This is a genomic window from Paraburkholderia bonniea, from assembly GCF_009455625.1.
GTDB classification, from domain to species: domain Bacteria; phylum Pseudomonadota; class Gammaproteobacteria; order Burkholderiales; family Burkholderiaceae; genus Paraburkholderia; species Paraburkholderia bonniea.
This window is the reverse complement of sequence record NZ_QPEQ01000001.1, coordinates 397409-423157: the sequence shown is the minus strand read 5'-3', so window position 1 is coordinate 423157 and position 25749 is coordinate 397409. Positions and strand designations below refer to the sequence as shown.

General features: G+C 60.0%; 18 protein-coding genes and 4 pseudogenes. 11 read left to right on the top strand and 11 right to left on the bottom strand.

The window, feature by feature from the left end:
- The first annotated feature begins 220 nt into the window (after window positions 1-220).
- Complete coding sequence (locus GH656_RS01790; RefSeq protein ID WP_153074318.1) at window positions 221-1843, top strand: GMC family oxidoreductase; 1623 nt, start codon at window positions 221-223, stop codon at window positions 1841-1843.
- A gap of 305 nt (window positions 1844-2148) precedes the next feature.
- Here the strand turns inward: GH656_RS01790 and xsc are convergent, their stop codons facing one another.
- Complete coding sequence (gene xsc, locus GH656_RS01785; RefSeq protein WP_174769674.1) at window positions 2149-3972, bottom strand: sulfoacetaldehyde acetyltransferase; 1824 nt, start codon at window positions 3970-3972, stop codon at window positions 2149-2151.
- Between the two features lie 217 nt (window positions 3973-4189).
- On the opposite strand from xsc, the gene GH656_RS01780 reads away from it, so the two are divergent.
- The 3 genes from GH656_RS01780 to GH656_RS01770 all read left to right on the top strand — a co-directional run bounded on the left by GH656_RS01780 (window position 4190) and on the right by GH656_RS01770 (window position 8842).
- Entirely contained in the window at window positions 4190-5164 is a 975-nt protein-coding gene (locus GH656_RS01780) for an AAA family ATPase (RefSeq protein ID WP_174769765.1), read from the top strand.
- On the top strand, window positions 5164-6939 hold the full coding sequence (locus GH656_RS01775) for a cobaltochelatase CobT-related protein (protein ID WP_153074316.1): 1776 nt from the start codon (window positions 5164-5166) through the stop codon (window positions 6937-6939). The genes GH656_RS01780 and GH656_RS01775 overlap by 1 nt, the downstream gene beginning before the upstream one ends.
- 166 nt (window positions 6940-7105) lie before the next feature.
- Window positions 7106-8842: a ClcB-like voltage-gated chloride channel protein gene (locus GH656_RS01770; RefSeq protein ID WP_153074315.1), complete on the top strand. Its 1737-nt coding sequence runs from the start codon at window positions 7106-7108 to the stop codon at window positions 8840-8842.
- A 26-nt stretch (window positions 8843-8868) separates the two neighbouring features.
- Here GH656_RS01770 and GH656_RS01765 read toward each other — a convergent pair whose 3' ends face one another.
- On the bottom strand, window positions 8869-10029 hold the full coding sequence (locus GH656_RS01765; protein ID WP_153074314.1) for a 2-aminoethylphosphonate--pyruvate transaminase: 1161 nt from the start codon (window positions 10027-10029) through the stop codon (window positions 8869-8871).
- 476 nt (window positions 10030-10505) lie between these two features.
- On the opposite strand from GH656_RS01765, the gene pta reads away from it, so the two are divergent.
- From pta to GH656_RS01740, 5 genes and pseudogenes are all read left to right on the top strand, one after another.
- Window positions 10506-11546, top strand: a complete 1041-nt coding sequence (gene pta / locus GH656_RS01760; RefSeq protein WP_153074313.1) for a phosphate acetyltransferase — start codon at window positions 10506-10508, stop codon at window positions 11544-11546.
- Between the two features lie 238 nt (window positions 11547-11784).
- Window positions 11785-14706 carry a molybdopterin oxidoreductase family protein gene (locus GH656_RS01755; protein ID WP_153074312.1) on the top strand — a complete coding sequence of 974 codons (2922 nt, stop codon included), beginning with the start codon at window positions 11785-11787 and terminating at the stop codon, window positions 14704-14706.
- Window positions 14707-14719: 13 nt separating this feature from the next.
- A complete protein-coding gene (locus tag GH656_RS01750) occupies window positions 14720-15466 on the top strand; it encodes a 4Fe-4S dicluster domain-containing protein (protein WP_153074311.1) in 747 nt (248 codons plus the stop codon).
- 25 nt (window positions 15467-15491) lie between these two features.
- A complete protein-coding gene (locus GH656_RS01745; RefSeq protein WP_153074310.1) occupies window positions 15492-16451 on the top strand; it encodes a dimethyl sulfoxide reductase anchor subunit family protein in 960 nt (319 codons plus the stop codon).
- A gap of 90 nt (window positions 16452-16541) precedes the next feature.
- Window positions 16542-16917, top strand: a pseudogene (locus tag GH656_RS01740) (transposase).
- Window positions 16918-17016: 99 nt separating this feature from the next.
- Here the strand turns inward: GH656_RS01740 and GH656_RS01735 are convergent.
- Together GH656_RS01735 and GH656_RS01730 are read right to left on the bottom strand one after the other, a co-directional pair.
- Window positions 17017-17599 (bottom strand): annotated as a pseudogene (locus GH656_RS01735) (IS3 family transposase); the annotation flags it as partial.
- 32 nt (window positions 17600-17631) lie between these two features.
- A pseudogene (locus tag GH656_RS01730) lies at window positions 17632-18698 on the bottom strand (IS3 family transposase).
- Between the two features lie 14 nt (window positions 18699-18712).
- Between GH656_RS01730 and GH656_RS17990 the strand changes: the two are divergent.
- Window positions 18713-19009, top strand: coding sequence for a SymE family type I addiction module toxin (locus GH656_RS17990; protein WP_246184180.1), 297 nt, complete (start codon window positions 18713-18715; stop codon window positions 19007-19009).
- A 195-nt stretch (window positions 19010-19204) separates the two neighbouring features.
- On the opposite strand, the gene GH656_RS01720 is transcribed toward GH656_RS17990, so the two are convergent.
- The 7 genes and pseudogenes from GH656_RS01720 to flgA all read right to left on the bottom strand — a co-directional run bounded on the left by GH656_RS01720 (window position 19205) and on the right by flgA (window position 24975).
- A complete protein-coding gene (locus GH656_RS01720) occupies window positions 19205-19939 on the bottom strand; it encodes a polymorphic toxin type 22 domain-containing protein (protein ID WP_153074309.1) in 735 nt (244 codons plus the stop codon).
- A 47-nt stretch (window positions 19940-19986) separates the two neighbouring features.
- On the bottom strand, window positions 19987-20661 hold the full coding sequence (locus tag GH656_RS01715; RefSeq protein ID WP_153074308.1) for a filamentous hemagglutinin N-terminal domain-containing protein: 675 nt from the start codon (window positions 20659-20661) through the stop codon (window positions 19987-19989).
- Window positions 20662-20963: 302 nt separating this feature from the next.
- Window positions 20964-21238: pseudogene (locus tag GH656_RS17985) on the bottom strand (IS5/IS1182 family transposase); the annotation flags it as partial.
- A gap of 54 nt (window positions 21239-21292) precedes the next feature.
- Window positions 21293-22432: a TolB family protein gene (locus GH656_RS01710; protein WP_153074307.1), complete on the bottom strand. Its 1140-nt coding sequence runs from the start codon at window positions 22430-22432 to the stop codon at window positions 21293-21295.
- 184 nt (window positions 22433-22616) lie between these two features.
- Window positions 22617-23054 carry a flagella synthesis protein FlgN gene (locus GH656_RS01705; protein ID WP_153074306.1) on the bottom strand — a complete coding sequence of 146 codons (438 nt, stop codon included), beginning with the start codon at window positions 23052-23054 and terminating at the stop codon, window positions 22617-22619.
- 103 nt (window positions 23055-23157) lie between these two features.
- Entirely contained in the window at window positions 23158-23526 is a 369-nt protein-coding gene (flgM, locus tag GH656_RS01700; RefSeq protein ID WP_153074305.1) for a flagellar biosynthesis anti-sigma factor FlgM, read from the bottom strand.
- A gap of 69 nt (window positions 23527-23595) precedes the next feature.
- A complete protein-coding gene (flgA, locus tag GH656_RS01695) occupies window positions 23596-24975 on the bottom strand; it encodes a flagellar basal body P-ring formation chaperone FlgA (protein ID WP_246184179.1) in 1380 nt (459 codons plus the stop codon).
- A gap of 289 nt (window positions 24976-25264) precedes the next feature.
- Between flgA and flgB the strand changes: the two genes are divergently transcribed.
- Window positions 25265-25747: a flagellar basal body rod protein FlgB gene (flgB, locus tag GH656_RS01690; protein WP_153074304.1), complete on the top strand. Its 483-nt coding sequence runs from the start codon at window positions 25265-25267 to the stop codon at window positions 25745-25747.
- Window positions 25748-25749: the final 2 nt, after the last annotated feature.

Genomic DNA, 25749 nt, shown 5'->3' with positions numbered 1-25749 from the left:
TGGCCTTGGGCGAATGGCCGCGCAGCGTTGCACCGGCACCGCATCCGGCAGACGTCATCCCGTTGAGGGGCAGCCTGGATACGCGCTTGAATGCTGCTTTGGCCGTAGCCCGGTTTTTCTGCAGGCGAGACGACTCATTCGTCGAATGAATATCGAATGAGCACCGAATGAGCCAGGCACGCCGGCGCTCAAAGAACCCAGTGCAATGGAGACCTTCCTGATGGCACGAAGCTTCGACTACATCATCGTCGGCGCGGGATCGGCTGGCTGCGTTCTCGCCAACCGCCTCTCGGCAAATGGCCGCTATTCGGTTTGTCTTCTCGAAGCCGGTCCCACTGACCGGTATCTGTGGCTGCACATTCCCATTGGCTATAGCAAGACGATGTTTCATCCGGTCTACAACTGGAGGTTCAAGACCGAGCCTGAGCCCAACATGCATGGCCGCGCGTTGTACTGGCCACGCGGCCGGACCCTCGGTGGCAGCAGTTCAATCAATGGGCTGATCTACGTGCGTGGCCAGCGACATGACTACGATCACTGGAGCGCGCTCGGAAACCACGGCTGGAGCTGGCCGGAGTGCCTCCACTACTTCCGGCGGCTCGAACACAATGAACTAGGTGCCTCGGCTACGCGTGGCATGGAAGGTCCGCTTTGGGCCTCGACGATCAAGCAGCGTCATGAACTCGTGGATGCGTTCATCAGCGCTGCAAACAAGATCGGCATGCGTACCGTTGACGATTTCAATAGCGGCGACCAGGAAGGCGTGGGCTATTACCAACTGACGACACGCAAGGGCTGGCGCTGTTCGAGCGCCGTGGCCTATCTCAAGCCCGCGCGCCGCCGCCCGAACCTGCATGTGGAAACCAGCGCACTCGCAGCGAAAATCCTCTTCGAAGGAACCCGGGCCACCGGGATTCGCTATCTGAAGCACGGCCAGACCGCCGAGATCCACGCCAACAAAGAGGTGCTGCTGGCCGCCGGTGCGCTGCAGTCCCCCCAATTGCTGCAAGTCTCGGGCGTGGGCCCGGCGCAGTTGCTCAGAGACTTCGGCATTCCTGTCGTGGCAGACCGGCCCGGTGTCGGTGAGAACCTCCAGGATCACCTGCAAGTGCGCCTGATCTATGAGGTGGCACGGCCGATCTCGACCAACAACTTGCTGCACTCCTGGCGTGGCCGGGCACAGATGGGGCTGCAATGGGCTTTGTTTCGGGAGGGACCGCTCGCGGTTGGTATCAATCAAGGCGGCATGTTCTGCCGCGCGCTGCCCGATGAGGCCAAAACGCCGGACGTCCAGTTCCATTTCTCGACGCTATCGGCCGATGCCGCTGGCGGCGAGGTTCATGCGTTTCCGGGCTGCACCTATTCGATTTGCCAGTTGCGGCCGGAATCGCGCGGAGTGTTGCGCCTCCGCACGACCGACATGCGTGATGCGCCATCACTACAGCCGAACTATCTTTCTACCGATCTCGACCGGCGTACAACCATCGCAGGCGTGCGTTTCGCGCGCCGGGTCGCTGCAGCCGAACCGATGGCGGCCTTGATGAAACGTGAAATCAGGCCAGGCGCGGACGCTCAAACCGACGACGAGTTGCTGCAGTTTTGCCGCGAGTATGGTCAGACGATCTTTCATCCGTCGGGAACGGCAAAGATGGGCGTGGCAAACGATCCGCTCGCAGTCGTCGATGAACGTCTGCGCGTGTATGGCACCCGTGGCTTGCGGGTGATCGATTGCTCGATCATGCCAACCCTCGTCTCGGGCAACACCAACGTGCCGGTCGTGATGATTGCCGAGAAGGCCTCGGACATGATTCTTGCCGATGCAGACACCGAGCCGGCGGCATGATTCCGTGCAGCTGGCACGCAGCATCAGACTCAGGCATCACGGCGGCTTTCGTCACTACTTTCATCAGGCCATCAGCCGCACTTTCGAGGCGCAGCTCGCTGCGCTGCTGAGCGTACTAAAACGCACGCGCCTTCATCGCCGAGCCCATCCAGATAAGCCGATTGCTTCGAGCCTTGATTGAATACCCGCATGCGCAGCTCACGCTCATCAGCGCTTACGCGCTTGCAGAGCGCAATAGAGGCCCATGCCTTACCCGCCATTGCGGGCAAGGCATGGGCCTCGTTCAAAAGGCTTAACTCAAACCCTCACACAAAGTCTTTGTATTTATCGAGCAGACGGATGGGCTTGGCGAGCGCATCGCGGCGGAAAGGATCACCGAGTTCGCGGGTGCACATGATTTCGATGATGGTGGTTTTACGGTGATTCATCTGCAAGTCGATGGCGCGCTTAAGTGCGGGCCCAACGTCCTCAAGACGGTCAACCACAATCCCCTCGGCCCCCATGGCCTGCGCAATCGCGGCAAAACTCTGGTTATCGAGCTCACCGGCGACGAAGCGGCGGTTATAGAAATCAACCTGGTTTTTCTTCTCCGCGCCCCATTGGCGGTTATGGAACACGACGGCGGTCACCGGGATGTCGTGGCGCACGCAGGTCATGGTTTCCATCAAGCTCATGCCCCAGGCTCCATCACCGGCATACGACACCGCAGGGCGCTCGGGTGCGGCGACCTTCGCGCCAATGATGGTCGGAAACGCGTAGCCACAGTTGCCCCAGCTCATCGCAGCAAAGAAGCTGCGAGGCCGGTTAAAGCGCAAGTAGCTGTTAGCGACCGAGTTGATATTGCCGATGTCGGTGGAGACCATCACATCGTCAGGCATGGCCTTTTCGAGCTCACGCAGCACCTGGCGTGGATGAAGATACTGTCCACCACCTGGGAGGCGCTCGTGTTTTTGCTCCTCGATCATGTCCAGGCTATAGGCGTCGCGCTCGTGGGTCCACGCGTCGAGCTCCTTCTCCCAAGCCGCCTTCTCTGCCGCAATCAGGCGCGCGCGTTCGTCGCGGCTGGCATCGCAGGCCACTGTGCGGCCAGCGAGACGCTGGCTGAGCGCGATGGCAGCCGCCTTGGCATCGCCGCAGATTCCCACCGAAATGGTTTTCACCAGTCCGAGCATCTTGTGATCGGCATCAATCTGGATGATCTTCGCGTCTTTGGGCCAGTAATCCATGCCGTGCTGTGGCAGGGTGCCGAAAGGCCCGAGACGCGAGCCGAGCGCGATCACAACATCGGCCTGCGCCAGCAGTTTCATCGCCGCCTTGGAACCTTGATAGCCAAGCGGGCCGCACCACAACGGGTGGCTCGCCGGAAACGAATCGTTGTGCAGATAGCTGTTAACCACCGGTGCGCCCAGGCGTTCGGCAAGGGCCTGACACTGCTCGATGGCATCGGCCATCACCACACCGCCGCCAGAAATGATGACGGGGAAGCGAGCCTGCGCGATCAGATCGGCGGCGGCGTTCAGGCTTTTCTCTCCCCCGGGGCCGCGATCGAGTTTTTGTGGCTGGGGAATCGTGGCCTTGATCTGGCCGTAGAAATAATCGCGCGGGATATTGAGCTGAGTGGGGCCCATCTCGGCCATCGCGCGGTCAAAGCAGCGGCCGGTGAATTCGGCCATGCGCGCGGGATGCGTGACGTGGCCCTGGTATTTGGTGAACTCCTGGAACATCGGCAACTGATGCGCTTCCTGGAAGCCGCCGAGGCCGATGCCCATGGTGCCAGCCTCGGGGGTGACGATCACCACCGGGCTGTGGGCCCAGTAAGCGGCGGCAATAGCGGTAACGCAATTGCTGATGCCCGGCCCGTTCTGCCCGATAACCACGCCATGGCGGCCAGAGACACGTGCATAGCCGTCGGCCATGTGGCCCGCACCCTGCTCGTGGACCACCGGAATCAGGCGAATGCCAGCGGGCGCGAAGATGTCCATCGCATCCATGAAGGCTGAGCCCATGATGCCGAACATATCGGTGACGCCGTTGGCGACGAGGGTTTCGACGAAGGCTTCCGACGGGGTCATGGCCTGTGCGCCGGTTGGGACAGTGGTACGGCTGGGTGCGGGATCTTGCTCGCTCATGGGGCTCTCCGTGCGTTTAAAAACGGAACAAATAGTTCCGAAAAACGAATCACAGAGAAACTTAGGTTAAGATCCCGGCACAGTCAATACTTAATTCCATTAAACGGAATGATTTGTTTCCAAAAAATAAACTTATTACCATGACTGATCGTGCCGAACCGCGTGCCGCATCTCGTGCACGAACCGTCAGGAAGGAGAAAAAGTGAGCGAGAACGTCATGACCAAGCCGGACAAACTGGTTTCCGTGCGCGCGTTGTTCGGCATTGATTCCGCGCTGATGGTCCCGGCCTTCAGCGAACCTGACGACCATGTTCCGGAAATCGACGAGGCTTACCGCTTCAATCAGGAAGTGACCATCGCTATCCTCGCGGGCTTTGCCCACAATCGCCGCGTCATGCTGCAAGGGCTGCATGGCACGGGCAAATCGACCCACCTCGAACAAGTCGCGGCCCGGCTCAACTGGCCATGCGTGCGCATCAATCTCGATGGACATATCAGCCGTCTCGACCTGGTTGGAAAAGATGCTGTCGTGGTGCGCGACGGCATGCAGGTGACCGAGTTCCAGGAGGGCATCGTGCCGTGGGCTTTACAGCGGCCGGTCGCGCTGATCTTTGATGAATACGACGCGGGGCGTCCAGACGTGATGTTCGTGCTTCAACGCCTTTTGGAGCGCGACGGCAGATTTACCCTGCTCGACCAAAACCGCGTGCTGCGCCCACATCCGTATTTCCGTATGTTCTCGACGACCAATACCGTCGGGCTCGGCAACCTGAACGGCCTGTATCACGGCACCCAGTTGTTGAATCACGCGCAGATGGATCGCTGGAACGTCGTCGCTACGCTCAATTACCTGCCACGAACGGAAGAAATGGCGATCGTGCTCGCACGCGTGCCGGAACTCGCCGATCACGCAGGCCGCGCGTTGCTCGAAGCGATGGTGAGCGTGGCCGAACTCACGCGCAAAGGCTTTATGACTGGCGACCTATCGACGCTCATGTCGCCTCGCACGGTGATCGACTGGGCAGAGAACTGCCGGATTTTTCATGATCCCGCGCGCGCGTTCCGTCTGAGCTTCCTCAACAAGTGCGATGAAGCTGAGCGGCCGGTTATCGCGGAGTATTTCCAGCGCTGCTTCGGCACTGAGCTGGACGAAATTGCCGGAGAAAAAAACCTGGAAACGGAGTCTCGCTAATGGCCCCGGCAACGGACCGGCAAGCGGTGCGCCGCCGCGAACGACGCGAGAACCTGTGTGCTGCGACGGTCCGCGCGCTCACGGGTGATGCCGCGCTTGAGTACCGTGATGGCCGCCTGTGCCGCGACCTGCGCCCGCTGCCGTTCCATGCGCCACATCTGCGCCACGACACCCAGAGCAGCCGTCTTGAGACACTGCGCGGCGTGACCGACGGCGCAGCGCTACGCCTCATGCATTCCGCTGCGAACCTCCACGCCCGGTTATGCCCGGCTGATCCAGTCGAACGCCTGGTGTTCGAACTGCTGGAGCAATTGCGTTGCGAAAGTCTGACGCCGCAAGGCATGCCAGGGCTGGCTGACAATCTGCGGCATCAGTTCGAAGCGTGGTCGCGCAGGTTTTATCGCTCGGGTCAGGCTGAAAGCCATCTCGGCAATCTGCTCTATACCGTCGCGCAAATTTCGTGGTCGCATCTTTCTGGCTGGCCGGTGCTTGAAGAAAACGACGGGCTAATCGAGGCCACACGCGCAGCGATCACGCCAACGCTGGGCGCGTCGCTGGTGGGATTGCGGCGGCATCGAGCGGAGCAAAGCGCCTTCGCGCTCCATGCGCTGGAGATGGCACGCCTCGTGAGCGCCATGATCCACGCAGCGCGCGCTCAGGAAAAACCCGGCCACCACACCACGGGCAACGCCGATGAGGCCACCCTCACCGCGTTATCGCTATGGTTCGACGGCGAAGACTTCGAGAACGCCGATATCAACACACCGCTGATCGCCGCTAGCGATGGCGATGGTGATGACGTAAAGCACGCCGGGAAGACATCCTCCGCTACGGGCTATCGGGTTTTCACCACGCGCTACGACCGCGAGCTTCATCCGCACTTGCTCATCCGCCCGGTGATGCTTGCCGAGTATCGGCAGCGGCTTGATGAACACCTCGCCACGCAACACCTCAACCTCCCTCGCCTATCCCACGCGTTACGGCTTGCGTTGGCGCTGCCGCAACGCGATGGCTGGTCGTTTGGCGAAGAGCACGGCCAGCTCGATGGCAGACGCCTCGCCCAGCTCATCAGTTCTCCGGCGGAAAAGCGTCTGTTTCTGCTCAGCCGAAACACGCTGCAAGCCGATTGCACCATCAGTTTCCTGCTCGACTGCTCGGGCTCGATGCGCACGCATATTGAAGCGGTGGCCGTAATGGTCGATGTCCTCGTGCGGGCGCTGGAGCACGCGGGCGTGACAACCGAAGTGCTGGGCTTCACCACCGGTGCCTGGAACGGCGGGCGCGCCCGGCTGGACTGGCTGGCACGCGGAAGTCCCGCTCGCCCCGGACGGCTCAGTGAACGCTCGCACATGGTGTTCAAGGAAGCCTCTACGCGGTGGCGGCGAGCGCGTAACGGAATTGCCACGCTCTTCAAGGCTGATCTGTTCCGCGAAGGGGTAGACGGCGAAGCCATCGACTGGGCCTGCCTGCGCTTGCTGGCGCGCCCCGAACGCAGACGCATCATGATCGTGATTTCGGACGGTAGCCCGATGGATCGCGCCACCGACCTCGCCAACGCTCCCGGCTATCTCGAGCAGCATTTGCGCGCCGTGATTGCACGCCACGAAACCGCGCGAAAAGTCGACGTGCTAGGTCTCGGCATCGGACTGGACCTTAGCCGTTTCTATCGCCACTGCCTCGCCATAGACCTATCCGCGATGCCCACTATGGCGCTCTTTAGCGAACTGGTGCGCTGGATCAGCAACGGCGGCAGGCCTGTAACAGGCGCGCGATAGCCAGGTTTTCCTTGAGCCCCAGGCGTCAGCGCTGACTTCAACGCTGACGTACCAAACGCCGCTGGCTTTATTCCGCATAGCTGAACATTTTTCCTGTCCCGGTTTGGACGCAGTGCATGACCATGTTCAATCGACACGCCTCTCGCACGACAACGGCTTCTATCTAGTGCTTTCATTTCTCCTCACGCTACGCACCCGCATTCAACTCCGCCTACGCCTCTTCGACTCGCACAGCATGCTCGTCTGGGCAGTGGTGGCCGGCGTGGCTGGGGCGCTGGCGACGGCAGCGTTTCGCCTCAGTATTGATGAGCTACAACGGCTGTCTGGCGGCGCACACGGGGACTTCGTCGAGATGGCTCGCCATCTGCCCTGGCCCATGCGCGTTGCCCTGCCTGCGGTGGGTGGCCTTATCGCAGGCCTGTGTTTGCTGCTCGCCCGGCGCCGTGCGGCTGATCCTGGCTGCGTCGAATATATGGAGGTCGTGACGCTCGGCAATGGCGTGGTGCCGGTCTGGCAAAGTTTCTGGCGCAGCGTGTCATCGCTGCTCTCGATTGCCAGCGGCGGCTCTATCGGACGCGAGGGCTCGATGGTGCAACTCGCAGCGCTCTGCGCATCGCTGATCGGACGCTGGATTCACTTCGATCCACCACGTCTGCGCTTGCTCGTCGCGTGCGGTGCAGCGGCCGGCATCACCTCGGCTTATAACGCGCCAATTGCAGGGGCCTTTTTCGTAACCGAGCTTGTGCTCGGCTCCATCGCAATGGAAAGCTTCGGCCCAATCGTGGTCTCGTCCGTCGTGGCAAACATCACGATGCGCCAGTTTCCAGGGTATCGGCCCACTTATGAAATGCCAGTGTTCCCAGCGGTGACGGGCGTGGAAGTGCTGTTGTTCGTGCTGCTGGGATTGATCTGCGGCGTACTTGCACCACAGTTTTTGCGCCTGCTCGCAACAGCAAAAACGCGCTTTGCCGCACTGCCTTTGCCGCTTCCGTTCCGTCTTGCGCTAGGCGGATTGATTGTCGGCGTGATTTCTATCGGGTATCCCGAGGTGTGGGGCAACGGCTACGAAGTCGTCAATTCAATCCTGCATCAGGCGTGGACCTGGGAAGTGCTCATCGCCGTGTTGTTCTTCAAGATAATCGCCACCGCCGCTACGGTGGGTTCGGGTGCGGTCGGCGGCACCTTCACGCCAGCGCTATTCGTGGGCGCGGTAACCGGTTGCCTGTTTGGACTCGCGGCGCACGCTATCTGGCCAGCGGCAACGTCCGCACCGTTCGCTTACGCGATGGTCGGCATGGGCGCGTTCCTCGCTGCCGCCACGCATGCGCCGCTGATGGCGATTTTGTTGATCTTCGAAATGACGCTGAGCTATCAGGTCATGCTGCCGTTGATGCTGGCTTGTGTGGTGGCGTTTTTTATCGCACGAGCATCGGCACAGACCTCGATGTACGAAGTCACGCTGCGCCGTCAGCGCAACGAGAAAGAGCGCCTGCATCTAGCCGCGACGCTGATGGGCGCACTCGTGCAACCAGCCAGCACGGTGGTGCCGCTTGATGCCGAGGTGAAAAGCATGACCCGGTTGTTTCTCGAATATCCGGTGAAATACCTTTATGTCGTCGATGCCGCAGGCCAGTTTCGCGGTGTCGTCGCGCTGAAGGACATCGCGTCTGATTTGCTCGATGCACGCGACACCGCGACGAAATCAGCAGCGGATTATCTGCAACCGCATGTCGATGTGCTGACACCGGACATGTCGTTAGGCGAAGCACTGCAGCATTTCCTTGCGTTTCAAGGTGAGCGCTTGCCGGTTATCCGCTGCGTAACGCAGCCCGTGTTGCTGGGCGTGGTGTACAAAAGCTCACTGCTGGAAGCGTATTTCCGCCTGAATCAGCCGAATTGCTGAATTGCCAAGCCACGCCCGCCCGGCCGTCAGGACCGCACCGCATCAGCCACGCCCGTTATTTCCATTTCCTTCAGCACGTCGTGTACAGCGGCGATCAGGCCACGCATCTCTGTCTCGTGAATCCGTCCAATGCAGCCGATACGAAACGATTCCGCGACGGTCAGCTTGCCCGGATAAATCACGAAACCACGGGTTTTCAACCCGTCATAGAAATGCTGAAAATCAAAGCGAGGATGTTTCGGCATCCGGAATGTAACGATGATCGGCGCTTGCAGCCCGTCCTTGAGCAGCGGCTCGAAACCGAGCGCCGTCATACCTTCGATCAAGATGCGGCAGTTGTTCCGGTATCGCCCGCCACGCCCCTCCACGCCACCTTCCGCCGCGAATTCATCGAGCGCCTGATGCAGTGCAGCGATCACGTGCGTAGGCGGCGTGAAGCGGTATTGCCCGGTGCTTTCGAAATTCCGCCATTGGTCCAGCAGATCAAGGACCAGCGTGGTGGCATTGCCCTGGGTCGCGGCCAGCGCCTCGCGTCGGCAGACGACGAAGCTAAGTCCAGGCACCCCCTCCAGACACTTGTTTGACGACGCGGTTACCGCGTCCGCCTGTAGCGCGGGTGCATTGAGCGGCACCGCGCCGAAAGCGCTCATTGCATCAAGCAGAAAGCTTTTTTTGTACTTCGCCGCCAGCGCGCCGATCTCGGCAACGGGATTGAGAATGCCCGAGGTGGTCTCGCAATGAACCGCAAAAACATGCGTGATCGAAGGCGTTTGGCGCAATAGCGCCTCGACTTGAGCGAGATCTGGCGGAGTGTCTTCGGCTGACGCATAAACGACGGTCTCGCGCCCGGCGATATCCAGCATGCGTTTCGCGCGCAAGCCATAGGCCCCGTTGATGAGCAGCAACACCTTTCCAGCGCGCGGCACAAAACTCGTCAACATGGCTTCCACGGCAAACGAGCCTGAACCTTGCACCGGCACCGTGACATAAGCGCCCTCGCCGTGAACGATCTCAGCGAGTTGCGCGAGCACCGCGTGGTTGATCGAGATGAAGCGCGCATCGCGCGAACCCCAGTCATGCATCATCGCCGCCTTGACGGTGCGCGAGGTCGTCAACGGCCCCGGCGTCAGCAGCAATGGATCACCTGTTTCGGATACAGCGGGGGTCAAGGCTGAGGGTTGAGTCATAGGGAAAGTGTCCTGTAGCGATGAGTGAAGCTGAAGGAGCATGCCGTATCGCGTCGTTCGCGTGGCCTGGCGTTGCACAAGGCCATGATTCTGGCGGCTCTCTCTTCTCTGTGAAAGCGCAGCAACAATAGAAACAAATTATTCCGCTTAACAAAATCACGCATTGACTGGCTGGCGATCTTATCCTAAGTTTCTCTGGTTCTTCATTTTTCGGAACTATTTGTTCCGCTTTTAAAAAACCAGAGACACCCCATGAGCGAACACGAATACTCCAGCGCGCCACCGTCCTCGCCAGCAAGCACACCGTGCCCCCCATCTGACTGAGCGTTTTAGTGACTTTCGGGACCTCCTGAAACGGAAGGCTCCCGCGCAATCCGATGGACAGGAAATAGGCCTCTATTAACGGCCCCTGATCGCTTCCTGCCCAGTGCCTTCTGTCCTGGCAATTACGCCTGGCAACTACGACCGAGCCCACCATGAAGCCGATTAACCACGTCATCGAGCGCGCCCGAACCCATCCCATGCGCATCGTCTTAAGCGAAGCGGAGGATCTGCGGGTTCTTCAGTCGGCGCAACGCGTGAGCGACGAACGCATTGCTCACGTCATCCTGGTGGGCAACACCGCACGTAGCCGTCAAATCGCCGCAGCCGCTGGCCTCGACCTCTCGGGCGTTGAACTCGTAGACCCCCTCACCTCGCCGCTCGGGCCCGCCCTGTGCCAAAGCCTCTACGAACTGCGCGCGGCAAAAGGCATGACCCTCGACGAGGCACGCCGGGAAGCGCTCAAGCCACTCTGCTTTGCCAATCTGATGGTGCGCCTCGGACACGCCGACGGCACCGTCTCCGGTGCAGTTCACGCCACGGCCGACGTGGTCCGCAGCGCGATCCAGATCATTGGCGTAGATCCCTCATTCAAGCTGGTTTCCAGCTTCTTCCTGATGCTGCTGTGCGAGCCGTTTCATACGCTCAAAGGCAGCCTGATCTTCTCTGATTGCGCACTGGTAGTAGACCCCGACGCCGCGCAACTGGCCGGGATCGCCATCGCGGCAGCGGACAGCGCACAGCACCTGCTGCTGGATCAGCCACGCGTGGCCATGCTGTCGTTTTCGACCAGCGGCAGCGCCCGGCATGCTGCCGTCGATAAAGTGGTCGAAGCGACACGCCTGATCCGGCAGCAGCGCCCGAACCTCGACGTCGATGGCGATGTGCAACTCGACGCGGCACTCGTCGCCGAGATCGCCGAACGCAAGATCGAACACTCACAGGTTCACGGCCGGGCCAACGTGCTGGTGTTCCCGAGTCTCGAAGCCGGCAACATCGGCTACAAGCTCGCCGAACGCATAGGACGAGCGAAGGCCATCGGCCCGTTATTGCAAGGCCTGCGACAACCCGCCAACGATCTCTCACGAGGCTGTAGCGCAGACGATATCTATTACGTCATCGCTGTGACGGTGGTTCAGGCGCAGGCGGCACAGGCGGCGCAGACTGCAGCGCTTGAGCTTGAAGGACGCAGTTAGAAGCACCCCGGCCGTGACCACAGGCAGCGAATTTTGTGCCGCTGTCTCTGCGCTGCCTCACCACAGCACGGCAGCACGGCAACCTGACGAAAGGTCGCTGAAAAATATCGGCCCATCTAATACTTGCAATCCAGAATCACGATTTAAGGTAAGTGAGCACTGCGGGTAGGATCGTGCCCCAGCCTCTGGCTGACCATCCGCCGAGCTCATCCGTACCAAGCGTTAAAAGGATCGCCTCATGGAACACCGTTCCCGCACGCAAAACGAGCAGCTCGAATTCAAGACCACGACGTGTTACATGTGCGCATGCCGGTGCGGCATCCGAGTCCATATGCGCGAAGGCGAGGTGCGCTACATCGACGGCAACCCGGACCATCCGCTCAATCAAGGCGTGATCTGCGCCAAGGGCGCGGCGGGAATCATGAAGCAGTATTCCCCCGCACGCCTCACGCAACCGCTGCTGCGCAAGGCAAATGCCGAACGCGGCAGCGCGCAGTTCGAAGCGGTTTCGTGGGAAGCCGCTTTCGCCATGCTCGAAAAGCGTTTGTCTCATCTACGTGCCACCGACCCGAAAAAATTCGCGCTGTTCACCGGACGCGACCAGATGCAGGCACTAACCGGACTCTTCGCCAAACAGTTCGGTACACCGAACTACGCAGCACATGGCGGTTTTTGCTCGGCCAATATGGCGGCGGGCATGATCTACACCATCGGTGGCTCGTTCTGGGAATTCGGCGGCCCTGATCTCGACAGCGCCCGGCTCTTCCTGATGATCGGTACGGCGGAGGACCATCATTCAAACCCGCTCAAGATTGCCATCTCGAAGTTCAAGCGCGCGGGCGGGCGTTTTATCGCTATCAACCCAGTACGCACGGGTTATGCCGCCATCGCTGACGAGTGGATTCCGATTCGCCCTGGCACTGACGGTGCGCTGTTCATGGCGCTAATTCATGAGCTGATTGAAGCCGATGCTTACGATCATGAATTCGTCGCCCGCTTCACCAACGCAGGCGAGCTGCTCGATATAAACGAGGCGAGCGATACCTACGGCCTGTTTGTACGCAATCACACTGCCCCGGAACGCAATCCGCTGTTTCCGCAGAATCACCTCTGGTGGGATCGAGCAACGCAACGTGCTGTGCCCCATCACACGAAGGGGGCTCAGCCCGCACTCTCGGGCCGGTACACGCTCGATGACGGCACGCCGGTCACGCCTTCGTTTGCGTTGCTGCGTGAACAGGCCTCAAGTTGCACCCCCGAATGGGCCGCCGGCATTACCGGCATCCCTGCCGCGACTATCCGCCGCCTCGCCGCTGAAATGGCCACCACTGCGCGCGAGCACAAGATCACGTTGCCAATCCGCTGGACCGATGCCTGGGGAGAGACTCACGAAACCGTGACCGGCAACCCCATTGCTTTCCACGCGATGCGCGGGCTAGCGGCACATTCAAACGGCTTCCAGTCGGTTCGCGCTCTCGCGGTACTGATGTCACTGCTCGGCACGATTGACCGGCCAGGCGGGTTCCGCCACAAATCGCCATTCCCGCGCGCCGTGCCGCCATCAGCGAAACCGCCGAACAGCCCGCATGACGTGCAGCCCAACACACCACTAGCCAACGGTCCGCTTGGCTGGCCCGCAGCACCAGAAGACCTGTTTATTGATGACGCTGGCGAGCCGGTACGAATCGACAAGGCGTTCTCGTGGGAATACCCGCTCGCCGTGCATGGCGTGATGCACAGCGTGATTACGAATGCATGGCGGGGAGACCCGTATCACATTGATACGCTGATGATCTTCATGGCCAACATGGCGTGGAATTCGTCGATGAACACGACCGAAGTGCGCAAGATGCTGGTCGACAAGCAGGATAACGGCGAGTACAAGATTCCCTTTCTCGTGGTTTGCGACGCGTTCCAGTCAGAGATGACCGCATTCGCAGACCTGATCCTCCCCGACACGACTTACCTTGAACGGCACGATTGCATGTCGATGCTTGACCGGCCGATCTCCGAGTTCGACGGTCCAGTCGATTCCGTGCGTGTGCCGGTCGTGCCGCCCACTGGCGAGTGCAAACCGTTTCAGGAAGTGCTGATCGAACTGGCAAGCCGCTTGAAGCTCCCGGCCTTCACCACGGCCGAAGGTCAACGCAAGTTCCGTGACTATCCGGATTTCATCGTCAATCACCAGACCGCACCTGACTCCGGTGTTGGCTTTCTGATCGGCTGGCGGGGCAGCGACGGCAGCAAGGCACTCAAGGGCGAGCCCAATCCACGTCAGTGGGAAGCCTATGCCAGGAACAATTGCGTCTTCCACTACACGCTGCCCGAATCGCTGCAATACATGCGCAACTGCAATGGACCGTATCTGGAGTGGGCCGTGGAGCAAGGTTTGCGCAAATTCGGCGAACCGATCCTGATCCAGCTGTACTCGGATGTCATGCAGAAATTCCGCCTCGCAGCACAAGGCAAGACCCAGGGACGCCAACCGCCCGCGCACCTGCGCGCACGCGTAGAGCACTACTTTGATCCATTGCCATTCTGGTACCCGCCGCTGGAAAGCGATGTCACCGACAACGCAAAGTTTCCGCTCGCGGCAATCACCCAGCGCCCGATGGCGATGTACCACTCATGGGATTCGCAAAATGCGTGGCTGCGCCAAATCCACGGTGAGAACTATCTGTTCATGAACCCGCTGATGGCGGCGCAAAACGGTATTACAGACGGCAGCTGGATTTACGTCGAATCGCAATGGGGCAAAGTGCGTTGCATGGCACGCTTTAGCGAAACGGTCGAGCCTGGAACGGTATGGACCTGGAACGCGATCGGCAAGGCTGCAGGCGCGTGGAATCTCGGCACCGGTGCCAGCGAATCGCAACGCGGCTTTTTGCTGAACCACTTGATTACGGACGAGCTGCCCGCTGCCGGAAAGCAGGATGGACGCTTATCCAATTCAGATCCCATTACCGGCCAGGCAGCGTGGTACGACGTCCGCGTGCGGGTCTATCCAGCCGAACCCGAGGCAGATCACACACTGCCCCAGTTCGCCCCGATGGCCGCACTGCCGGGCGAAACCGGCATGGTGTCGCGCATCGTGCAAACCTATTTCGCGGGGCACGGCGAATTCGCCGCGCGGCTACGCCGATCCATCAAACGCAAATAGTCAGGAACCCTTTATGACCCAGATGGCGCTAGTGATTGATCTAAACGTCTGCGTGGGATGCCACGCCTGCGTGACGAGCTGCAAGGAATGGAACACCTCGGGTGAAGCAGGCAGCCTGGCGGACCTAAATCCCTATGACGGCGATCCGTCCGGAACCTTTTTCAACCGTGTGCAGACTTTTGAAGCGGGTGAATATCCGAACGCCGATACGATTCATTTCCCCAAGTCATGCCTGCACTGCGAAGATCCGCCGTGCGTACCGGTCTGCCCAACGGGAGCGAGCTACAAAAGAAAGGAAGACGGCCTTGTGCTAGTCGATTACGACAAGTGCATTGGCTGTAAATACTGTGCCTGGGCATGCCCCTACGGTGCGCGCGAGCTGGATGAATCGCGCAAGGAAATGACCAAATGCACGCTCTGCGCCGACCGGATTCATGACGAGAACCTGGCCGAACGTGATCGCAAACCGGCCTGCGTGCTGGCCTGTCCAACCTCGGCAAGATTGTTCGGCGATATCCACGATCCGGAGTCAGTGGTGTCCAAAGCGATTCAGGAGCGCGGGGGATATCAACTGATGCCTGAATGGGGCACCAAGCCCTCGAACCATTACCTCCCGCGCCAGAAGGTGAGCCCCTGCAGCAGCAGTGCCTGCGCCTGCGAGCCAGCATCTGGACAACAACCGACGATAGCGCCGCAAAGCCTGTCCGAGCAGCTTGAGCGCGGGCAACTCCAACTTGCATCAGCCGCCATCCAGACTTGAAGCCGCGAAGATAAAGGACCCCAAAATGAATCCCGCTTTCTCAGTCGTGTTTCTCACGACGCTCAGTGGCGCAGCGCAAGGCCTGTTGATCGCCCTCGTCGGCGTAGATTGCGCCACCCGGTTGGGTCTCATTGCCGCCAGTGCCGCGCCACAACCAATGTTCTTTGTCATCGGCGCGGCCTTGTCCGTCGTGCTCGCATCGCTTGGCCTCCTCGCTTCGTTCTTTCATCTCGGTCATCCAGAGCGGGCATGGCGCGCGATTGCGATGTGGCGAACCTCGTGGCTATCGCGGGAATGCCTGTGTCTGCCCGCCTTTCTCGCCTGCGCCTTCGCCTATGGCGTCGCCCACTGGTTCGCTTTGCCCTGGGCGCTGGCAGCAGGTTTGCTCGGCGTGCTGGCGAGCGCCGGCCTGTTCGTGTGTACCGCGATGATCTATGCGTGCCTACGCTTTTTGCAGGAATGGGCGACACCGCTCACGCTGGTTAACTTCGTCTTGCTCGGATGTGCGTCGGGATTCACGCTGGCAACCGCGAGCACCGTCTGGTTTGCGCCAGGCTTGACGGTTCCGCTAGCAGTCTGCGCCTGCCTGTTGACTGCGGCGGGATGCGTGAGCCGAAGCGTGTCGCTGGTGCGTAACGCGAGGTTGCGGCCGAAATCGACCGTGCAAAGTGCCACGGGCATCCAAGGTGTCAAGGTGGTGCAAACCTCACGAGGCTTCACCGCTGGCGCATTCAATTTGCGCGAGTTCTTCCATGGCAAAGCGCCGGGCACGCTGCGAAAACTGAAGTGGGCGTTTCTTGCTGGTGCATTCGCGGTGCCTTTTACGCTGGTTGCGCTGGCGGCGAGCGTGCACTCCGTTGGCCTATCGGCGCTTTTGCTCTGCACCGCATGCGCGGTGCAGTACGCAGGTTTAGTCACCGAGCGCTGGTTCTTCTTTGCCGAGGCACGTCATCCCCAGAACCTCTATTACGCGCAAGTTTCCTGATTAAGAAGCCGTTGCGAAATTGGGTTTTGGGTCAGTTAACTTTTCTAGACTGGTGTTGACTTTCTGTTTTGTTTTGCCTGACAGGAAGCGATGCCGAAAGAACTGATAGACGATGAATTGTGGTCACTCATCGAACCGTTTCTGCCCGCGCGAGCACCACGCAATCGCCAGTACGCAGGCCGCAAACCGACGCTAAACCGAGCAGTGCTGACTGGCATCGTGTTCGTACTGCGCCCGGACATTGCTTGCACGAACGTGGCTCACGCCGGTGCTCGCAAAAATTGGCTCGCCCCATGGCAGCGGACTCGGCAAAACGCATTGGCCAGTCGAGCGCTCGATTGCCTGGCTTCGCTCGTTTCGATGTCTGAAGATTCGCTATGAACGCTACGCTCATATCCACGAGGCTTTCCTCTCGTTAGCCTGCGCCTTGATTTGCTGGACCCGCCTCAAACCTTGGGTTAACTAATTTCGCAACAGCTTCCAAGTCTCTACCAACAGGTGGATAGCCTGCCCGATACCGAGCAACAGACGTTGATCCTGACGGACATTCTCGTACCAAAGGCGTCTAGAGAATCACGGCCCCAATGGTTGAACTACGTTCGCTAACCCGGCGGAATTCGGCCGGGGTCAGGTACTGCAAACTCGAATGCGGGCGCACCTCGTTGTAGTGAGTACGCCAGTCCTTGATCACGATCTTCGCTTCAATCCGATGGCGAAACCACTCCATCGCCAAACATTCATCACGGAATTTTCCGTTGAAGCTCTCATTGGTGCCGTTCTGCCAAGGCTTGCCGGGATCAATCAATGCTGTCTCGATGTTCTCCTGCACAGCCCATTTCAACAGCGCCATGCTGACAAATCCCGGCCCATTGTCCGACCGAAGATAACGCGGTGCGCCGTGCACGCTGATCAACCGACTTAGCACTTCAATGACTCGACGAGAGCGAATCGATCCCGCCACATCGATCGCCAGGCACTCCCGCGTATATTCATCGACCACCGTCAGGCATTTGACTTGCTGCCCGTTCGCGCAGGCGTCGAATACGAAGTCATAGCACCAAACCGAGTTGCGAGCTGCCGGTGCGTGGGGTCTTGGACGACTGCCTGCGACGCTTCTTTGGCACTTGTAGACCAGCCTGCGCCCAGAGCGAAGTGACCTGCCTGATTTCTTCGGGCCATTTCAATCTTGGAGAACGGCCTTGGTTGCTTCAGTTGAACAATGCCGCTGCTTGAACTCGTCGGGCGTCAGGTACGCCAGACTTGAATGCGGCCGGATCGCATTGGAGTGGCACCGCCACTGTTCGATCACGACCTTTGCCTCCGCGCGGCTGCGGAACCACTGGCTGGATGTAGTTCGTTCTTTGAATCGTCGCGCACCGCACCCCGGCGTGCGCGCGGATACGCTTTACCTTGCGCTGTACATTCCGCTTGCATTTAGAACGTTGTCTGAACGTAGATAGCGTGGCGCACCGTGAACACTGATCAGTTTCGAGAGCACTTCGATGACGCGCTTCGAGCGGATTGATCCTGCAACGTCAAGCGCCAGGCTCTCACGCGTGTACTCGTCGATCACCGTCAGACACTTCAATTGCTGGCCGTTCGCGCAGGCATCGAATACGAAGTCATACGCCCAGACATGCCGGGCAGCCGTCGCCGGCCGTGGACGGGAGCGACGAACCGAAACGCGCCTGCGCGAACGCTTGCGCCGCACCTGCAGGCCAGCAAGACGCCACAGTCGCCACGCCCGGTCCGCACTCATCTCGTGACCCTGGCGCCGCAGAAAGATCTGGATGCGGCGCTAACCATAGCGCGGATATTGCGCCGACAGGATGCCCATGGCCGCGAGCACAGGCGCGTCCCGCTCAACAAGCTTCGATTCGTAGCGCAACGCTGATCGCGCGACGGACATCCGCGCGCACGCACGTCGTTCCGACAGGCCCCGTGACTTTGCATAGGCAACCTGCTGGCGACGCGCCGGCGCGCTCACCACTTTTTTGCGTTGATCTCTTTCATCACGTCCAGTTCGAGATCCCGCTCCGCCACCATCTTCTTCAGCCGCGCGTTCTCCTGCTCGAGTTGCTTGAGCCGCTTCACATCGGCCGTCTCCAGAGCGCCGAAATGCTACCGCCAGTTGTAGATCGTCTGCTCGCTGATTCCGTGCTTCTTTGCGACCTCGGCGACTGGCGACTTGTCTGCCTCACGCAGAATCGTGACCCTCTGCTCGTCGCTAAACCGGCTCTTTTTCATGACTCCCTTCTCCGTTGGAAGCCATCTCTCAAGTTTCAGCTGGTCCGAAAATTCCAGGGCAGGTCAATGTGTCCGACTGCACGGTATCCACCGTGATTAAAGCATTGCACGCTTATTCCGAGCACTACGCTACCGTCCCGGAGATCATGCGCTGGCGATCCAGCCCGAAACAAGGCCGACCGTGGCGAACACCCACGTTTGTTCCGTGGCTGTGCATCGCCGGCAAGTGGCTTGAACAGGCTGGCATCGATCTTGGCCAGCGCGTGAGGATTGAGATCCAGCATGGCAGGCTCGTCACCACGCCAGATTGACCCACAAACGACAAACCCAGCGCGAAGGCTGGGTTTGTTTCTTTAACTAAAGAAGAAGGCTTTGATCAGTAATCCGCCAATAAACGTACAAGCAGCAGTCAAGCAAACCCAATAGTAGATCTTCTGTGTCTTTGACATCTTCGCCCATTGCTCCGGGCTAGGCCCACCGCCTACCGCCTACCGCCATACATCCTCCTATTGTGTTTTTCCGGTCACTTGCTTGATATGTCCCCACGGGCTTATCCCGAAGGAAACGGAACCGGGTTGGCCTACACCGAACTCGATCGCCGTGGCTCCGTCGTACGCGTGAGTAACCGCTCCAATCGCGTTAAAGCCAAAGGGCGTCGGAATGGAAACGAATCCTCGCATTCCATCACCAGCCAAGAAATCCCGCGTTCCTTGAGCACTGTTTTTACCAATGATGTATCCAACGGTTCCGCTTATACCTGGCATGAATGCGATCGATGATGGATTGGCCATCACGACGCTACCTCCAACATAGAGCGAATTGTCGTAAAGATTAACGGCACCCGTCACGTTTCCAGACAATGAACCGACGTTTACGGTCGCATAATCGCCAGCCAAACCTCGGCCAACCGTACCAAATCCAGCCGAATAATCCCCTGTGTTAAACGTTGGAGAGAACGGCCCATAGGGATCGATCTTCGGCATTACTGCCTGAGCGGTTGACGTTCCCCAACTGTACGGAGAGCTTGCACCGCCTGTGTTTTTCGTAATCAGGTTTTTCAGCGTCTTTGACGGCGTTACCAACATCGACGGATCTTGCACCAGATAATTGCCGGTGCTATCTGACGCCAGTTTCATGCCTGTCGCATCGTAGATCGCGCTTGTTGGCGTATTTGCGTTCAACGGCACAACGACGCCCGCCGCAGCACTTTCCCCATACTGGCTGTTGCTCGCTGCACGCATGACATTTTCGATCTGTACCGCTGTGATCGGTGAACCATCAGGGTTCGTTACCCCTTGATTCTTTGCCGTCGCTGCAATCTGTTGTGCCTTCGTCTTTTCAGGCTGATGCTATTGATAAAACCACCACCATTCACGCTAATACCCGAGCCATTCGCAATCACGACTTCGGCACTCGGGCCAGCGACTTCGAGATACCCGTTGATCTGGCTCGCCGCACGGCTGTTAACCTGATTGACGATGACCCGCGCAGACTGGCCCGGCCCGAAGTTAGGATTCCCGTTGATCACACCCGCCTGCTGCGTCTGCACGATCACCGGCGAGTTGTTCAGAATCGCACCGCGCCGGGGCACGTCGAACTGACCATAGGTATTCAGCGACACCCCGGCACCCGAAGGCCGGTTGAGGTTCACCTGGGGCAAACCGTTTTGCGTTTGTACGACCGACGGCGAATACACCCCACCCGGAACAATCTGCGCGCGCGACCAGACAGGCAGGGTGCCGAGCAGCACGAGCGTAGCCAGTGCGGCAGGACGAAGTGCAAACGTGACTGGCCAATGTCCTGCACCTGAAGTGCCCGCCACGTTTGCCGTAGCACCGTAACAGCCAGTCCTGACTTGCTGCGTTTGCTGCCTTTGCTGAACGGTGGCCTGGGTGCCTGCTTTAACCACAGCGCGCCCCACTCTCAGACGACTGAACAAAAGTCGTTTATTGCCTTGTTCCATCTGGTCTCATTCGCTTTACTAATTTTTAATGAGCGGCAATTTAGCGCCAGATGAACTGGAGGATTTGGGTTAACACGCTTTTTTGAGCCAGATACAACGCTTTTAGACAAATAGGGTTGCGCTTATCGAGCATTTTATGAATCTGCGCTAGAGCAGGAAAAGAGCGAGGTACGAAGAAGGGGAATAACCTGAACCAGACACAAGCAGGAAAACGAGCGCAGCTTTGGCTGCTGCGCTCAACCACCCAGCGATGCCAGCCCCGCCGGGCAATGCGCGCCGTGAGATCCCACGCTGTTTCAGGTACTGCCAACGCTGGCCGCATCCACACTGACCCGTTCCCAGTCAATCTGGTCATGCTCGCGGCCAGCCAATCCCGCAAGCATCGCCAGCAAGTCATCCCGCTACCGAAACCGCAGTTCCTGCAAACAGCGCTTCCCAAGCAATGTTTGCAGGACACACCGAATGCCGTTCGATACAGCCAGCTCATCAACCGTGCGCCCGCAACCGCCTTTGCGGCGATGGGCGTAACCGCCGGAGTCAACGCTTCCAGGCCTACCCATAACTTTCGTCTTGCCATGCCGCCAAGCTACGACGGGCATGGCTCTCAATGTCCGGGTTGTGTTAGCGGCTCTTAAAGCAGCGTCGAAATATCCACCCACGCAATACCCGTCGTAGCCGGATGATTTGGGTGCCCCATGCAGAAGATCAGGCGTTTGCCATCCGGGAAGAACTTCGCATGCTGGGCCTCGCCCAGGCTCGGGTCCGTCACCTGAGTGACCGTGCCTTTGTCGAGGCTGTAGAGAAAGATCGCGTAACCCTTGCCGGTCCGGGACGATTCGAAAGCCACGGTCCGGCCATCCGGTGAAAACGCTGGTGCGCGTCCTTCATGGCTGGAGGCGAAGGCGCTGACCGATGCGGCAGTTTCCAGCGGCGAGCTGGTATAGGTGCCGTTTTGAAACTGGTTGATGAAGATGTAGTTGGCGTCCTGGTCGTAATCGTTGGATGAGCTGCTGGGGTTGGACCAGCCATTCACCACCGGTTGCCCGGCAAAGACGATTTGCGGTAAATCCTGTGGCCCAACGCTCGGCATGCCGCCATACAAGGTCTGGCCATTGCTGGCACTCACCCCTGACACATCGAGCACAACGGTCGTGCCATCGGGTTTGAAGACGGTATTGCAGGGTTTACGGGGTGCGGCCGGGCCGCTGTTTTCCGCCACCAGCAAGCTGCCGTCATGGTTCCATTGCGGGTAGTCGTAGCCTTCCGTGCCGTTGATGCGGCGCGTAGTGATGCCGTTGGCATCTACGATCCAGGCATGAATCGGGTCGCCGTTGTTCATGCCGCTGAAAGCGACTTCGTTGGTGTTCCAGCTCCATGCCGGACGGGTTTGCTGGAGCGCTGGCGCTAGTGGGTCGGTTAAAAACCGGACCGGCGCAGCTTTTCTCTCGAGTCCGTCGATCCAGTACAGGTAGGTGGGCCCGCCACCCGCCGGTGAACGCTCGAAAATAATCACATCGCCCGTGGCGTTGATCGCGGGCCGGTAGTCCACCTGTTGGGTATCAGTGGTAAGAAAGTGGACGCTCGGAAGGGTCGGGAGGGACGGGGTCTCTCCGCCATTGCCGTTGTTGCCGTTATCGCCACCGTTGCCGTTATCGCCACCGTTGCCGTTATCGCCACCGTTGCCGTTACTGGCAGCAGGGAGGTTGACCTCGCCGCCGCAGGCCGCCAGCGTCGATAAACCGGCCAATGCCAAAAAATCTCGCCTTTTCATTTCTTTCCGCCTGATTCACTGATTCGCTGATTGGTCGGCCCAATGGGCTCGATGTGGTCCGGACCGATTCAACGAGGTGTTGAGGTGTCCAGTACCTCTGCTGTAACAAACCAGTGAAAAAGGTTCCGTCAGGCAGCGCTTAGCGCGATAAAAAATACGCGCATGGCGAGTTCATGGCGGAGGTTTACTTCGCAGGCAGCTTGCCATCTGGGCCATAGAACGCTGCAGGTTTGGGGATCACGACCTGTAGCGAGGCCAGCGCTCGTGCGTTGTAATCCATCCGGGTGGCGATCAGCGCGCCATTTACCAGGTTCAGCCCGCGTGCATGATCGACGGCTTCTTTCACGCGCGGCCAGAGCGCGCCGAGCCGTTCATCCGCATGAGCGGCTTGCTCAAGCCCAGGCCGTCCTGCTGGAAAACCCAGTGCGGCCAGTTGAGCATCCCGGGTTTGCTCCAGCACGGCGAGCTGGTAAATCAGCGCGGTTTTCTGCTCGACCAGGGGCGGCAGCAGCTCAAGAGGCGAGAGGGCGGTGAGCGCGTGCTCTTCTTGTGCGAGCAGTGCGGCAAAGCTCAGCACAACAGCGTGTTCTTCGGCGACGGTGGCTAGCAGGGCATCTTTCATCGCAATGGGCTCGCAAAAAAGCACGGGCCCGCGTGCAATACGCGGGCCCGTAGATCGGGAGATACAGCTTGATGGTGGCGAACCGCGCTGTGCGCGGTGATGTTTAACGGCTCGTGGATGGCGTGTCTTGCAGCAGCGCGCGGGCGGTTTCCAAGACCCCATCGGCGATTTTGCTGGGGTTGATTTGCAACGTGCCGTCCTGGATGGCCTGCTTGATGGCTGCGACGTGCGCTGTGTCGATATCCGCTGCGCCTGAAGCCGCAAGGCTGCGCAACTGCGCCGAGAGCTCGGACAAATGCACGCTGGCGTCCGGGCCGCCGTTGCTGCGCGGGCTGGCCGCGGTTGAGCTGGCGTGGCTGGACGTGGCTGAAGCCTGGCTGCCAGTGGGGTTGGCGATGGCAGGCGCGCGCGCCGGTGCCGGGCTGTCTTTCAGGCTTGGTGCGGTGGTTTCGAGGGTGGGGTCGATATTCACGATGGGCTTCCCGAACGATGTAAGCGCAATAACGGCAGTTGCCGCGCGAAACTTTAGCCCAAAGCGTCATCACAAGCGAATCTCCACCGTCGAGCCGTCCTTGACGATGCCCGTAATGATTTGTCCCGCCGCTGTTCGCACCCGCACGGGCTGGCCGGGCGTGGCGTTGTTCATGGCGTTGCCTTCAGCCGAAATGGCAAAGCCAATGCCTTGCGCCACGACGCGCACGGATTGGCCGACCGACACTGCCAGTGTGCTTTTCAGCATGTCGCGCCGCAGCGGCAGTCCAGCCGCGATGCGCATCAATGCGACCGAGCCAACCGCTTGGGACGGTTCGGTAATCACCGCTTGCGGCAACAACGTCAGATCGCCTTCGCGTGCGATGAGATCGTCCTGGCCCAGCAGTTCGCCCGGCGCGATAGCGCGGGCGGCGAGGTAATAGGTTGCGTGAATCGAGATGCGGGCTTGCAGATATAGCGTCCAGGGACGTTCGCCGATGCAGCGCACGCCGACCGTCGTACGGCCCCACAGACGCGCACCGGTCGGCAAGAACGGTTCGAGCGTGGTGCAAGCCGCGAGGCCGCGCGGGAAGGTCGGGGCGATGCTCAGCTCAACTTTGCCGGGAAGCCCGGTGACTTGCTGCTGGAGATACGCCAGCGCAGCGCGGCGGATCGACTCGCCATCTTGCTGGCCGGGGAGTGGGGGGCTGGCTGTTGGTGCGCGTGCGGTGCCTGGTTGGGGCGATGTGCTGGCTGTGGATATGCGTGTGGTGTCTGGCCCGGGTGAGGTGCTAGAGGTCGATGCGCGTGCGGCTGCGGGCTGAAGCGCGGTGCTGGCCGTTGGCGTGCGTGTGGCTAGAGGCTGAGGTGGAATGCTGGCCGTTGGTGCGCGCGCGGTGCCATTCACACTCCCCACGGCCTGCTGACGCATCGCGTAGTTCGCACCACCCACGCGCGTAGCTGCTGCCTGGGGCCGCGCGGCGGCATTGCCTGCTCCCGCCGGGGGCAAGGTCATCACACGTGGTGGGCTGGCTTCTGCGCCAGAAGCGGGAATCACGATGGCCCCGCTCGCCTGTGCGGCTTGAGCGAAGCGATCTGAATCTGAATCCGAATCAGCCAATGGGCTGGAGGGTACCCGGGAGGCCATTGCCGCCGGCAACGCAGTGGAGGACGCAGCCGCAGTGGCCACTGGTGCCGTCACCGTAAGCCGCTCAGCGAGCTGCGCCAACGCGGCCGGATTGTGTTCCGCAGGCCCGGGAATCACGATCGGCGCATGGCTGGCACTAGCGTTCTCATCCGCCTCCGGCCCGCTACTGGCTTGCGCATGAGCGCTTAACGGCAGCCCCACTAGCAGCCCCACTAGCCACGCGCGCGCGATGCCGCTGAAGACATGCGTCAGCGCCTCGTGGCACAGACGGCGCGGGGCAGCAAAAGCGGACAGGGCGGCCATCGTAGATCTCCATCGAACAGCTAGAACACAGCCAGGCGAACGCAATTGAAATCGAGTGAACTCGATTGAACGCAGCAGGACGCATCGAATTCTAGAGTGCCGTGGGGGGCGGCAATCGTTGAATAGAGGCGCGCTTTCCCGGTTATTCATCCGATTGCGGCGCTAGTCCGGCTCATAAGATGCTGTACATGCAAAAAGGCTTTTCCCATGACGCGCGCTGCAGCCACACGCACCGGACTCCTGGGCTGGCTAGCTGAATGAGTAGCTGACTGAACTTGCGGAGGTTTTCATGCTGGACCGACTCGATGCCGAATTTGCCTTTGGCCGTGAAGCGCTGGATGTCAGAGCGCATCGCCAGGCGCTGCTGTCGTCGAACATTGCGAACGCCGATACGCCGGGTTACCAGGCGCGTGATGTCGATTTCGCTGCCTCGCTGGCAGGCGCATTGCGCCGCACGATGGGCGCGAGCGGCAGTGCCGCAGGCAGCGCAGCAGCTAAGCCGGTGACGGTGGGCGTGAGCGTCTCGCTGGCAACAACGGCACCGGGGCATTTGCCTGGCACCACGCGCCTGAGCACGACCGGTGGCACCAGCACGGACTACGGCAAGCTGCTTTACCGCACACCGGCTCAACCTGCGCTGGATGGCAATACGGTCGATCTCGATATGGAGCGGGTGCAGTTTGCCGATAACACCCTGCATTACCAGTCGAGCATGACGCTGGTGTCGCAGCAGATTAAGTCGATGCTCTCCGCGATTACTTCAGGTACTTGAAC